Annotated in this window: 10 protein-coding genes; 4 read left to right on the top strand and 6 right to left on the bottom strand. The window is 71.0% G+C overall.

What is annotated here, in order from left to right; all coding sequences use genetic code 11:
- The first annotated feature begins 14 nt into the window (after positions 1 to 14).
- Positions 15 to 1,082 (top strand): ADP-ribosylglycohydrolase family protein, encoded by a 1,068-nt coding sequence (locus ACP15J_RS02980; protein WP_424935535.1) that lies wholly within the window; start codon positions 15 to 17, stop codon positions 1,080 to 1,082.
- 17 nt (positions 1,083 to 1,099) lie between these two features.
- On the opposite strand, the gene ACP15J_RS02975 is transcribed toward ACP15J_RS02980, so the two are convergent.
- Positions 1,100 to 2,101 carry an SDR family NAD(P)-dependent oxidoreductase gene (locus ACP15J_RS02975; RefSeq protein WP_424935536.1) on the bottom strand — a complete coding sequence of 334 codons (1,002 nt, stop codon included), beginning with the start codon at positions 2,099 to 2,101 and terminating at the stop codon, positions 1,100 to 1,102.
- Positions 2,102 to 2,192: 91 nt separating this feature from the next.
- On the opposite strand from ACP15J_RS02975, the gene ACP15J_RS02970 reads away from it, so the two are divergent.
- On the top strand, positions 2,193 to 2,765 hold the full coding sequence (locus tag ACP15J_RS02970; protein WP_424935537.1) for a TetR/AcrR family transcriptional regulator: 573 nt from the start codon (positions 2,193 to 2,195) through the stop codon (positions 2,763 to 2,765).
- 50 nt (positions 2,766 to 2,815) lie between these two features.
- Here ACP15J_RS02970 and ACP15J_RS02965 read toward each other — a convergent pair whose 3' ends face one another.
- The 5 genes from ACP15J_RS02965 to ACP15J_RS02945 all read right to left on the bottom strand — a co-directional run bounded on the left by ACP15J_RS02965 (position 2,816) and on the right by ACP15J_RS02945 (position 9,144).
- Entirely contained in the window at positions 2,816 to 4,243 is a 1,428-nt protein-coding gene (locus ACP15J_RS02965) for a rhamnulokinase (protein ID WP_424935538.1), read from the bottom strand.
- Entirely contained in the window at positions 4,240 to 6,276 is a 2,037-nt protein-coding gene (locus tag ACP15J_RS02960) for a bifunctional aldolase/short-chain dehydrogenase (protein WP_424935539.1), read from the bottom strand. Before ACP15J_RS02960 ends, ACP15J_RS02965 begins: the two co-directional genes overlap by 4 nt.
- 52 nt (positions 6,277 to 6,328) lie before the next feature.
- Positions 6,329 to 7,495, bottom strand: coding sequence for an L-rhamnose isomerase (rhaI, locus tag ACP15J_RS02955; protein ID WP_424935540.1), 1,167 nt, complete (start codon positions 7,493 to 7,495; stop codon positions 6,329 to 6,331).
- A gap of 121 nt (positions 7,496 to 7,616) precedes the next feature.
- Entirely contained in the window at positions 7,617 to 8,408 is a 792-nt protein-coding gene (locus tag ACP15J_RS02950; protein WP_424935541.1) for an aspartate dehydrogenase domain-containing protein, read from the bottom strand.
- Between the two features lie 52 nt (positions 8,409 to 8,460).
- On the bottom strand, positions 8,461 to 9,144 hold the full coding sequence (locus ACP15J_RS02945) for a TetR family transcriptional regulator (RefSeq protein ID WP_424935542.1): 684 nt from the start codon (positions 9,142 to 9,144) through the stop codon (positions 8,461 to 8,463).
- A gap of 102 nt (positions 9,145 to 9,246) precedes the next feature.
- Here ACP15J_RS02945 and ACP15J_RS02940 point away from each other — a divergent pair, with 102 nt between their 5' ends.
- Positions 9,247 to 11,028 carry a glycoside hydrolase family 3 protein gene (locus ACP15J_RS02940; protein ID WP_424935543.1) on the top strand — a complete coding sequence of 594 codons (1,782 nt, stop codon included), beginning with the start codon at positions 9,247 to 9,249 and terminating at the stop codon, positions 11,026 to 11,028.
- A 67-nt stretch (positions 11,029 to 11,095) separates the two neighbouring features.
- Complete coding sequence (locus ACP15J_RS02935) at positions 11,096 to 12,427, top strand: MFS transporter (RefSeq protein ID WP_424935544.1); 1,332 nt, start codon at positions 11,096 to 11,098, stop codon at positions 12,425 to 12,427.
- Positions 12,428 to 12,500: the final 73 nt, after the last annotated feature.

Raw genomic sequence — 12,500 nt, 5'->3', positions numbered from 1 at the left:
GAAGGAGAGAGCACATGACCACGACGGAATCGAACGCGCTCGACAAGGCACTCGGCTGCCTCTACGGGGTGGCGCTGGGCGACGCGATGGGGATGCCGGGGGAACTGTGGCCCCGCGCCCGCGTCCTCGAGCATTTCGGACGCATCGACCGGTTCCTCCCCGGACCCGACGGGCATTTCGTCGTCGACGGGTTCGTCGCGGGCGAGGTCACCGATGACACGCAGCAGACCCTGATGCTCGCCGAGGCGATCCTTGAGGAGGACGGCGACGTCGTGCCGGAGACCGTCGCGCGGCATCTGGTCGCGTGGGCGGACCGGGTGGGGGCCAGCGAGGGCAACTTCCTCGGCCCGAGCTCGGCCAGGGCGATCGACCGCCTCCGCCGGGGCGAGTCGCTGTGGGAGACCGGCCGTGCGGGGGAGACCAACGGTGCGGCCATGCGTATCGCGCCGGTGGGCCTCGTCTCCCGGCTCGATGACCTCGACGACCTCGTGGACCGGGTGGAGGCCTCAGCCGCGATGAGCCACCGGACCGACGTCGCGATCAGCGGAGCGGCCGCCGTGGCCGCCGCCGTGGCCGCGGCGGTCGCTGCCGATCCGGGCGATCCTGCCGCGGTCGACACGGTCGTCGCGGCCGCCCTCGCCGGCGCGAGGGCGGGTGCGCGCCGCGGCTACCCTGTGGTCGCGCCATCCATCGCCCGTCGGATCGATCTCGCCGTCTCGCTCGTCCGGGCCGCCCGCGACGACGACCAGGCCCTTCGAGACCTGTACGAGGTCGCCGGCGCCAGCGTGGCGACCACTGACACGGTTCCCACCGCGATCGGGCTGTTCGTCCTCGCGGAGGGGAACCCGCATCGGTCCGCACTCCTCGCGGCCAACCTCGGCGGGGACACCGACACGATCGGCGCGGTCGTCGGGGGGATCTGCGGGGCCTTCTCCGGCGTCGGCGCGATCCCGGCCGAGCTCCGCGCCACGCTGGACGACGTGAACAGTCTCCCTATCCCCGAGATCGCCGCCGGATTCGCGGCCCTGCGGTCACGGGGACTGCGTCGCAACCGCCCTGGGGTGCTCGTCCCCGTGTCCTGACTCCGTCTCGCGAAGGGCTACTGCACGGACCACCCGCCGTCGGAGGCGAGGATCGCGCCGTTGACGTTGACGGCGTCGTCCGAGAGCAGGAAGGTGATCGAGGCGGCCAGATGCTCGGCCGTCGCGACGGTCGGGATCGCCTGCTGGAACGGGGCGAGCCGTGCAGAGCCATACTCCGACATGTGCGGAGGCATCGGGATGCCGGTGGCGACGCCTCCCGGGGCGACGGAGTTGATCCTGATGCCCTTCGGGCCGTACATGAACGCGGCCGACCTGGTGACGCCGATGATCCCGTGCTTGCTCGCGGTGTAGGCGTTGCCCGAGGCGTTGCCACGGAGACCCGCCTCGCTCGATACGTTCAGGATCACGCCGCGCCCCGCCGCCTCCATCGTGGGGAGCACCGCGCGCATGAGCTTGAACGGCGCGGTGAGGTTGATGGCGATGACCCGGTCCCAGGTCGCGTCGGAGGTCTCGCCGGCCGGTGAGAAGTCGTCGTTGATGCCGGCGACGTTGGCGAGGCCGTCGATCCGCCCTCCCGCCGCGGCGACGACGCGGTCGATCGCCTCCTGCTGGGTGAGATCGCCGGCGACCGTCACCACGACGGCGTCAGGGAGCTCGGCCCGGAGCGCGTCGAGCCTGTCCGCGTCGATGTCGCAGGCGACCACCCTGCCGCCCTCACGGGCGATCCGCGAGGCGGTGGCCCGCCCGATGCCCGAGGCCGCGCCGGTCACGATGACCGTCTTCCCGGCGAAACGCCCGGGGGTGACCCGCTCCGTCCATCCCGTCTCTCCCGCGTCGGCAGGGATCTCGCCGCCGTTCGCCGCGCGGACCAGGTCGTCGACGACGGACTGCGGCATGGCCCCCTGACTCATCGCCACGAGCTGCTGCAGGGGCAGTCCGAGAACGGGGGTGAGGGAGTCGGGGTCCGCGCCGGATCGGGCCAGCAGCCCGCGGATGAGGTCGCCGCCGGTCGGGTCGTTCAGCCAGTCCCCGATGGAGGAGTGCGCGGTCAGGGCCATGGTGTCTCCGTTCACTGAGCGGACGCCGTGCCCGAATTTCGCAACGTAGCGTCCATTTATTGATCAGGCTACACCTCGATACGCTCGGGGGGTGCCTCGTCCGCGCAGTGAGAAGATCCGCCAGTCGGTGCTGGCCGCGATGCGGCGTGCGCTCACGGCAGAGGGGTACGAGGCCGTCACGATCGAGGGGCTGGCCGCCGAGGCCGGGGTCTCGAAGCAGACGATCTACCGGTGGTGGCCTTCGAAGGCGGCGATCCTCGGCGAGGCGCTGCTGGAGGGCACGCTGCCCGGCGCCACCGATCCGGTCCCGGCGACCACGGACCTCGCGGCGGACCTGCGGGCCTGGTTCACGGCGGTGTCCGACGGGCTCGTGCAACCCGGAGGGCTTGCCGTGGCCCGGGCGCTGATCGCCGTGACCGCGGCGGATCCGGTTCTCGGAGCCGCGCTGAACGAGCGCTTCGCCGGGCCCATCGCCGAGGGGATCGTCGAACGGATCGACACGGCCCGCGCGGCGGGCGAAGTGCGGGCAGGCGTCGATGCGACCGTCCTCGCCGAGCAGTTCATCGCCGTGGCGTCCTACGCGGCTCTGCGCGGCCGCCCGCTGGACCGGGAGAGGGTGGAGGCCATGGTCCAGATCGTCCTGCGCGGGATCGCCGCGGTCTGAGCGGCGCCGAAAGATCTCGGCGCTCGGGACGGCTCACGGTCCCGACCAGTTCAGCTCTCGTCCTCGGGGTCGAAACGCACCGGCGGGAACGACGCGGCTACGAGAGCCCGCAGGTCTTCCAGAGTCGCGCCCGCTCCCAGCCAGCCGTGGGCGCGCGCCTGGACCAGCACGTTTCCGAGAGCCGTCGCCTCGATGGGGCCCGCGAGGACGGGAAGCCCGGTCCGCCGGGCCGTCGCGCGGCACAGCAGGCGGTTGAGCGAGCCGCCGCCGACGAGGTGCAGCCGATCGAGGGAGCGCCCGGTCAGGCGGGCGACGGCAGCGACGGCCTCGGCGAAGGCCGCCGCGATGCTCTCCACGACGCAGCGGGTGAACGCCGCCCGTGTCGAGGGGACCGCGTCGCCCGCCTCACGCAGCAGGGCCGCGATACGCGCGGGCATGTCGCCCGGTGCGGCGAGCGAAGGGTGGTTCGCGTCGAACAGCGGGCCGCCGGCCGGCAGCGACTCCGCCTCGTCGAGCAGGAGGCGGAGGTCGATCGGGGCGCCCTCTCGCTCCTCCCACGCGCGTACGGACTCGCTCAGCAGCCAGAGACCGGCGACGTTGCGGAGAAACCGGATCCGTCCGTCGACGCCGCGCTCGTTCGTGAACCCCGCGTCGCGAGCGGCGTCGGAGCGCACCGGCGCCGTCAGCTCTACCCCGACCAGCCCCCAGGTGCCGCAGGAGATGTATGCGGAGCCGGGGGAGGAGAGCGGTGTGGCCGCGACGGCCGAGGCTGTGTCGTGCGAGCCGACCGCCACGACCGGGAGCGCGGCGCCGATGTGCCGAGCCGCCTCAGCGCGGACGGCTCCGATCCGGTCGCCGGGATCGATCAGCGGGGGCAGGAGCCCGGCGGGGATGCCCACCTCCTCGGCCAGCTCCACGTCCCAGCCGGTGCCGTCTGCCCGGAGCAGGCCGGTCGTCGACGCGTTTGTCCGCTCGGCGGCGCGAGCGCCGGTGAGGAGGTGAACGAGCAGGTCAGGGATCAGCAGCAGCGTGTCCGCCCGGGGGAGGAGCGGATCCGCCGCCAGCTGATACAGCGTCGTGAACGGCAGGAACTGGAGGCCGTTGCGCGCGTGCAGAGCGGGGAACGGCAGATGGGCGTGCACCCGTTCGACTCCGTGTGCGGTCCGCTCATCACGGTAGTGGAAGGGCTCGCCGAGCAGCTCGCCGGCCTGGAGGAGACCGTAGTCGACAGCCCAGGAGTCGATCCCCGCGCTGGTCAGGGCGGGTTCTCGCCGCATGGCCTCTGCCAGGCCGTCGAGCACATGGCCGGAGAGGGCTGCGAAGTCCCAGTGCAGCCCGTCGTCCCGGCGGACCGACTCGTGCGGGAACCGGGCGACCGGCTCCAGGGTCACACGGGTGGACGTCACTCTGCCGATCATCACCCTGCCGCTCGTCGCGCCCAGGTCGACCGCCGCGACGGCTCCGCCCGCGCGGCTCATCGGAGAAAGGCCGCGGCGACGCCGGAGTCCACGGGGATGTGGAGTCCGGTCGTGCGGCTCAGCTCGGGACCGGTCAGCACCGACACGGCGTCGGCGACGTTCTCCGGCACGACCTCGCGCTTGAGGATCGTGCGGTTCGCGTAGAACTGGCCGAGCTCCTCCTCCTTGACGCCGTAGGTGGCCGCGCGGTCCGCACCCCAGCCGGAGGCGAAGATGCCGGAGCCGCGGACGACGCCGTCCGGGTTGATGCCGTTGACGCGGATGCCGTACGCGCCGAGCTCCACCGCGAGCAGTCTCACCTGGTGGGCCTGATCGGCTTTGGTCGCGGAGTAGGCGATGTTGTTCGGGCCGGCGAAGACGCTGTTCTTCGACGAGATGTAGATGATGTCGCCACCCATGCCCTGTTCCCGCAGGATCGCCGCGGCGGCGCGCGAAACGAGGAAGGACCCCTTGGACATCACGTCGTGCTGCAGATCCCAGTCCGCCTCCGTGGTCTCCAGGAGCGGCTTGGAGAGCGACAGGCCCGCGTTGTTGACCACGAGGTCCACGCCTCCGAAGGCGAGCACGGCGGCGTCCAGTGCCGCGCGTACGGCGTCGTCGTCGGCGACGTTCGCGGCGATCCCGATCGCCACGTCGGTCGAGCCGAGCTCGGCGGCGACGGCCTGGGCCTTGCCGAGGTCGAGGTCGGCGACCACGACGCAGGCGCCGTCGGCGGCGAGCCGGGTGGCGACGGCCTTGCCGATGCCCGAGGCGGCGCCGGTGACGAACGCGACACGGCCCTGGTGGCTCTTGGGCTTCGGCATCCGTCGGAGCTTGGCCTCTTCCAGTGCCCAGTACTCGATGCGGAACTTCTCCGCGTCGGAGATGGGGGAATACGTCGACAGCGCCTCTGCTCCGCGCATCACGGTGATCGCGTTCAGGTAGAACTCGCCCGCCACCCGCGCGGTCTGCTTGTTCGCGCCGTAGCTGAACATGCCGACGCCGGGGACGAGGACGATGAGGGGGTCGGCTCCGCGGATCGCCGGGCTCTCGGCCGTCGCATGCGCGTCGTAGTAGGCCTGATAGTCGGCACGGTACGCGTCGTGAAGCTCGTGCAGGCGGGTCAGCTGCTCCTCGACGGTGGCCGTCGCGGGGAGGTCGAGAAGCAGCGGGCGGACCTTGGTGCGAAGGAAATGGTCGGGGCAGCTCGTCCCGAGAGCCGCGAGGGCGGGCGCCTTCTCTGCGGCGAGGAACTCCAGCACTGGTGCCACGTCCGTGAAGTGCCCGACCATGGGCGCGTCCGTCGAGACGAGGCCCCGGATCGTCGGAGCCAGCGCCGCGGCCCTGGCATGCCGCTCCGCCACGGGCAACGCTCCGTATCCGGCCCGCTCGGGGCCGAAGGGATCGGGGCGACCGTGCCTGACGATGTACTCCTCGGCGGTCTCGATGATCCGCCGCGAGTTCGCCTCGGCCTCCTCGCTCGTCTCGCCCCACGCGGTGATCCCGTGCCCGCCGAGGATCGTGCCGATCGCCTGCGGGTTCTCCCTGCGGATCGCCGCGATGTCGAGACCGAGCTGGAACCCGGGCCGCCGCCAGGGCACCCAGGCCACGAGGTCGTCGAAGATCCGGCGGGTCAGCTCCTCGCCGTCGGCGGCCGTGGCGATCGCGATCCCCGCGTCGGGGTGCAGATGATCGACGTGCGCGGCGTCCACCAGCCCGTGCATCGCTGTGTCGATCGAGGGCGCCGCGCCTCCTCTGCCGTGCAGGCAGAAGTCGAACGCGGCGACCATCTCGTCCTCGTGCTCCTCGCCGGTGTAGACCTCGACGAGGGCGCGCAGACGATCGAGGCGGAGCACCGCGAGGCCCTGCTCGGTGAGCGTGCCGAGGTCTCCGCCGGACCCCTTCACCCAGAGCAGCTCCACCGGCTGTCCGGTGACCGGGTCTGTGTCGGAGCCCTTCGCGGAGGTGTTCCCGCCGGCGTAGTTGGTGATGCGGGGATCGGCGCCCAGCCGGCGGGAACGGGCGATGAGGGCTTCGACGGGAGGGGTGGTCATGTGCGTGCTCCGTGCGTGGTGGTCGAGAGGAAAGGTGGACAGGTCGCGGGGATCAGGCACCCCAGCCGGCGGGGACGCCGTCCGCGCGCTCGGCGACGATCCGCTCGCGGTAGCCGGACGCGGCGTGCGCGGCGAGGGGGTCGGCAGGAAGACCGCGCGTCTCACGCCATGCGGCGAGTGCGGGCCGGACGTCGGTCTGGAAGGCGTCCATGAACACGGCGTTCGCCCCCAGCACGTCACCGGCGCGTTGCGCGGCGGTCAGCGCGTCGCGGTCCAGCAGAAGGGCGCGGGCCATCATCTCCTGCACGTTGAGGACCGAGCGGATCTGCCCCGGGATCTTCTCCTCGATGTTGTGGCACTGGTCGAGCATGAACGAGACGTCGGGATCGCCGAGTCCGCCCCCGCGGATCACCTCGACGAGGATCCGGAAGAGCTGGAACGGATCGGCGGCGCCGACGATGAGGTCGTCGTCGGCGTAGAAGCGGGAGTTGAAGTCGAACGCCCCGAGGCGCCCGAGGCGCAGCAGCTGCATGACGATGAACTCGATGTTCGTGCCCGGCGCATGGTGCCCTGTGTCGAGACACACCATCGCCCTCTCGCCGAGAGAGGAGACCTGGACGAAGGACGTCCCCCAGTCCGGGACGTCGGTGTGGTAGAACGCGGGCTCGAAGAGCTTGTACTCGAGGACCAGCCGCTGATGCGTCCCGAGGCGGGCGTAGATCTCCTGCAGCGACTCCTGCAATCGGTCCTGGCGGCCGCGCATGTCGGCCTGACCTGGATAGTTCGACCCTTCAGCGAGCCAGATCTTCAGGTCGCGGCTGCCGGTCTGGTCCATCACGTCGATGCAGCGGAGGTGGTGGTCGATCGCCTTGCGGCGGATCCGTTCCTCCTCATGCGTGAGAGCACCGAGGCGGTAGTCGTCGTCCTGGAACGTGTTGGAGTTGACCGTGCCGAGCGAGACCCCCAGCTCCTCGGCATGCCGGCGGAGGTCCGCGAAGTCGTCCACCACGTCCCACGGGATGTGGAGGGCCACGAGCGGGGCGAGGCCGGTGAGCCGGTGGACCTGTGCGGCATCGGCGACCTTCTCGTAAGGGGTACGTGGGGTGCCGGGGGAGCCGAAGACCTTGAATCGCGTGCCGGAGTTGCCGAACGCCCACGAGGGCAGCTCTATCGCCTGCTTCTCCAGCGCGGCGAGGATCTCGGGTGTGAGGCTTGTCATGAGGCGGTGCTTTCGTCGGCGGGATCGCTGTCGGCTACGACGATATCGGCTTCGCCGCGTCGGCCGGGATCTCAGTTCCTCCTCCCGGGGCGTGACGGCGCGTGGCGCGGCAGAGAGCGGCCTAGAGGAAGAGCGGACCGGGCGGAGCAGGCGCCCCACGGAGTCGGGCGTAGTCGTCGAGCGCGCGCAGCGCGGCCCAGGACACCACCGCACTGGAGCGGGGGCGTTCGGGGGATGGCGCGTTGGTGACGATCGTGCGCACCTCGCCGATCGCGCCGGCCGCATGGATCTCATGTGTTGTCGCCACGGCCGCGGGATCGGCGATCACCCGTGCGGTCGCGAACTCCCAGGCGTCGCCGGCCAGCGCCAACGACGCCGCGACGTTCGCGGAGGACGGGAAGAGACGGGCGACGTCGCTGGCGAGACCGTCGGCCACGACGATCTCGGCGTCGCCCGCGCGGAGGGCGGCCCGAAGGTCCTTCGTCATCCACGGTTGGACAAGGACTTGGGGAAGCTTCCTGCTCTCGATCGAGAGGGCGCGCAGGGGGCCGGCGGTTCGGAGGGCACGGACCTGATCGATCCCGCCGATCGCGCCGGTGCAGGCGATGAGGCGCCCGCGCCCGCCGTGCGTCGGAACCGAGGCCAGGAGGCCGGCCCTGACCTCGGGATCGGCAAGGGCGCCGACCGAGAGGAGGATCGCGTCGATCCCTGCCGCCAAGACACCGGGCACCCGCTCTCGCACCGCATCCGGCGTCGCCGCCTCCACGATCACGTCCATCTCGGTGGCGTCGGGAAGCTCGTCCTGGCGACCGAAGGATCCGATCACCCGATAGGGGCGTGTCATCTCGACGGTGCGCCGAAGCACGCCGTTGAGGTGACCGTCACCGAGGAAACCGACCCGCAGATCCGCCATGGCCCGACCTTATCCCGAAGGAGCCGAAGGAGAGGGGACAGAAGGGGGAAGGTCACCCGGGCTGGAGCTGATCGATCACGGCTGCCGGCTCGGTCGGTGCCGGGGCGGCCGCGTCGAACGCCGCCTCGCCCTCGGGTGTCATCCACTCGCGCAGCATCGTCCCGATCCGCCCCGCCATGTCGATCGAGCGATCGTAGAGCCAGAGCGTCTGCAGCCCGTCCATGGCCGCGGTGAGGCGGAGCGCGGCGTCGTCCGGGTCCAGATCCGGACGGAGATGGCCGTGAGCGATCGCGGCGGCGAGGGTCCGGCTCGTGCCGGACCGGATGCGCTCGTAGCGGTCGCGGAAGTACTCGTGCGCGGGATGGTCGGGCGCCGACGCCTCCGAGGACAGGCGGACGAACAGCTCGATGAGGCCGGGGACCAGCCGGTTGTGCGCGGCGAGGTCGACCATCCCTCGCAGCACCCCCATCCCGCCGTGGCCGCGGGCGTAGGGGCGGAACCGCTCCCGGTCCTCGACGTCTCTCGCCGCGAGCACCGCCTCGAGCAGCGCCTCCTTGTCCGAGAAGTGATGCAGGAGCCCTGGGCGGGAGATCCCGCAGACCGCGGCGATCTCCAGGATCGTCGCCGAGAGGAAACCGCGCTCGGCGAAGTACTCCGAGGCGATCCGGATGATCTCCTCACGACGGGCGCGACCGTTCGCGTAGCCGCGCTCTCTGGCGTCCTTCGTGCCGGGCATGGGCCCACGCTAGCATCGTGCTTGACAAAACCGACACAAGTGTAGATATTGAGTCGGGAAGGCCTCCTGCCCGAGGCGGCCGCGCCGGACGAAGGAGTTCCCATGAGCGAAATCGCCTACCCGTACCAGGACCCGACCCTGTCGATCGACCAGCGCGTCGAGGACCTGCTCGCGCGGATGACCGTCGCCGACAAGGCAGGACAGATGTTCCAGCCGATGGCGACCATCGGCGACTTCTCGGCGCCGGGCCTGTTCGGAACCCCGTCCATGCGGTCGATCATCGACCGGGGGATCACCCACGTGAACATCCTGCAGGCGCCATCGGCGCGGGAGATCGCCGCCTGGCACAACGCGCTCCAGGAGGAGGCGCGCGGGCGTGGCCTGGGGATCCCGTTCTCGATCTCCAGCGACCCGCGTCATTCGTTCTCGAACAACCCGGGCGCGGCGATGTTCGCGGGGCCGTTCTCGCAGTGGCCGGAGTTCCTCGGCTTCGGCGCGATCGACGACGCCGAGCTCACCCGCCGCTTCGCCGACGTCGTGCGCCGCGAGTACCTGGCGGTCGGGATCAGGGTCGCGCTGCACCCGCAGATCGACCTCGCCACCGAGCCCCGGTGGGCACGGGCGTCCGGCACGTTCGGACAGAGTGCCGAGGTCGCAGGACGCCTCGGCGCCGCCTACGTCCGCGGTCTGCAGGGCGACGGCGTCGGGACCGACTCGGTGTCGGCGATGGCCAAGCACTTCCCCGGCGGCGGCCCGCAGCTCGACGGCGAGGACCCGCACTTCTCCTACGGACGTGAGCAGGTGTACCCGGGCGGCATGTTCGATCACCATCTCCAGCCCTTCCGTGAGCTGATCGCCGCGGGCGTCTCGCAGATGATGCCCTACTACGGCATGCCGGTGGGGACCGAGTACGAGGAGGTCGGGTTCGGCTTCAACAAGCAGATCATCCAGGGGCTGCTGCGCGACGAGCTCGGCTTCGACGGCATCGTCTGCACGGACTGGGGAATCCTGTCGCGGACCTTCTGGGGCGTCGAGATGCTCAGCCACGAGGAACGGATGATCAAGGCCCTCGACGCCGGCGTCGACCAGTTCGGCGGCGAGTTCACCCCGGCGGTGCTCGCCGGGCTCGTCGAGAGCGGAGCGGTCCCCGAGAGCCGCCTGGACGTGTCGGTGCGGCGTCTCTTGCGCGAGAAGTTCCGCCTCGGCCTCTTCGACGAGCGCCGTCTCGTCGACATCGACGCGGCGGACGCCCTGGTCGGCGGCGCCGAGGCGCGGGCCGAGGGCCTGCAGGCGCAGATCCGGTCGCTCACGCTGCTGACGAACCACGAGGGCGCGGCGCATCTGCCGCTGTCCGGGCACCCTGCCGTCTACGCGGAGGGGATCGCTCCCGAGGCCTTCGCCGGCTGGGCGGAGGTCGTCGACGCCCCGGAAGACGCCGACGTCATCGTCGTCCGCACCGACGCCCCGTGGGAGCCCCGCGGCGACGGGACGGACCTGGAGTCGTTCTTCCGGGCCGGCTCGCTGGAGTTCTCGCCCGAGGAGGTCGAGCGGCTGCGTGCGCTCGCCGCCCACGCGCCGCTGATCCTCGACGTCTACCTGGACCGCCCCGCGATCCTCGCTCCGCTCGTGGACGTGGCCTCCTCGATCATCGCGAACTACGGCGCCTGCGACGACGCGCTCGTGAGCGTGCTCTTCGGCGAGGGAGAGCCCCAGGGCCGGCTGCCGTTCGAGGTGCCGTCGTCGATGGCCGCCGTGCGCGCGAGCCGCCCCGACGTGCCCTCGGACACCGCCGCCCCCACCTTCCTCGTCGGACACGGGCTGCGTTACGAGGAATGGACCCCCGCGGTGCGTCCCGAGGCCTCCGCCCTCCCGTCCGCCGGATGATCTCCCGCCGCACGGCTGATCCTGACGACCTGCCCATCCCGCCACCCCCTGAGAGGACCCGACAACGATGTCCGGAACGCCCCCGATCCCCGCTGACCCTCTGATCCCTGCCGTCCCGCCGCCCGTAGAGCCGCCCATCACGGAGACGACGTTCGTCCGCACCGCCGCGGGCAACGACGACCCGCCACCGCCCCGCAAGGGGCTGGGGCGGCTGCTGGGATGGATCATCCCCGCCAACCTCGGCATCTTCCTCATCTGGGGTGCCGTGCCCGGCATCCTCCTCCCGCAGCAGGTGACGCAGGCCCTCGGCGAGCAGGACAAGGTCGCCAACCTCGCGATCGTGTCCACGATCGGCGCGTTCGCGGCCATGGTGGCCCAGCCGATCGCGGGACAGGTGTCGGACCGCACCCGGTCCCGCTTCGGACGACGCGCGCCCTGGATGATCATCGGCGTGCTCGCCGGCGGTCTCGCCCTCGTCGGCCTCGCCTTCGCGAACTCCCTGATCGGGATCGCGATCGCATGGACGCTCGTGCAGGTCTCGTACAACTTCGCGCAGGGCCCGCTCTCGGCGGTGATGCCCGATCGGGTGCCGCTCAAGCGTCGCGGGACGTTCGCCGCCCTGTCCGGGATCGGCCTCATGGTCGGATCCCTCGGCGGGCAGATCGTCGGCTCGCTCTTCTTCAACAGCATCGCCGCCGGCTACGTCACCTTCGCGGTGATCGCGGTCGTCGTGATCACGCTCTTCGTCATGTTCAACCCGGACCACTCGAGCGAACGGATCCCCGTCGAGCCGTTCTCCTTCTCCGCGTTCCTCCGTACGTTCTGGGTCAACCCCATCGCCCACCCGGATTTCTTCTGGGCCTTCCTCGGGCGCCTCCTGCTGTTCACCGGCTACTTCGCGGTGACCGGCTACCAGCTCTTCCTCCTCACCGACTACTTCCACGTCGCCGCGCCTGAGACCGTGATCCCGCTGCTGGGGATGGTCAGCCTCGCCGGCATCCTGGTCTCGACGATCGTGTCGGGTCCGCTGTCGGATCGGATCGGCCGTCGTAAGCCTTTCGTCTTCGGATCCTCTGTGGTCACGGGGCTCGCGTTCCTGATCCCGTGGCTCTCGCCGACCCTGGAGGCGTGGATGGTCGCGACCTTCATCGCCGGCCTCGGGTTCGGGATGTTCCAGGCGGTCGACACGGCCCTCATGAGCGAGGTCCTTCCCTCCGCCCAGTCGTTCGCGAAGGACCTCGGCGTGGTCAACATCGCCGCCACTCTGCCGCAGACGCTTGCACCAGGCGTCGCCGGGGCGATCGTGCTCGCCTTCGGGTACGGGGGCCTGTTCCCCGTGGGGATCGCGCTCTCGATCCTCGGCGCCTTCGCCGTCTGGCCGATCAAGGCCAGCCGCTGACGCAGGCCCGACGGGCGACCCAGGGCGGGAGACCTGCCCGGAGCAGGACGGACCGTACGGGATTCTTCTGATC

This window comes from Microbacterium sp. S308A+ (assembly GCF_049800815.1).
Taxonomy (GTDB): domain Bacteria; phylum Actinomycetota; class Actinomycetes; order Actinomycetales; family Microbacteriaceae; genus Microbacterium.
The sequence above is the reverse complement of the archived record's forward strand: the minus strand, read 5'-3'. Positions and strand labels throughout refer to the sequence as shown.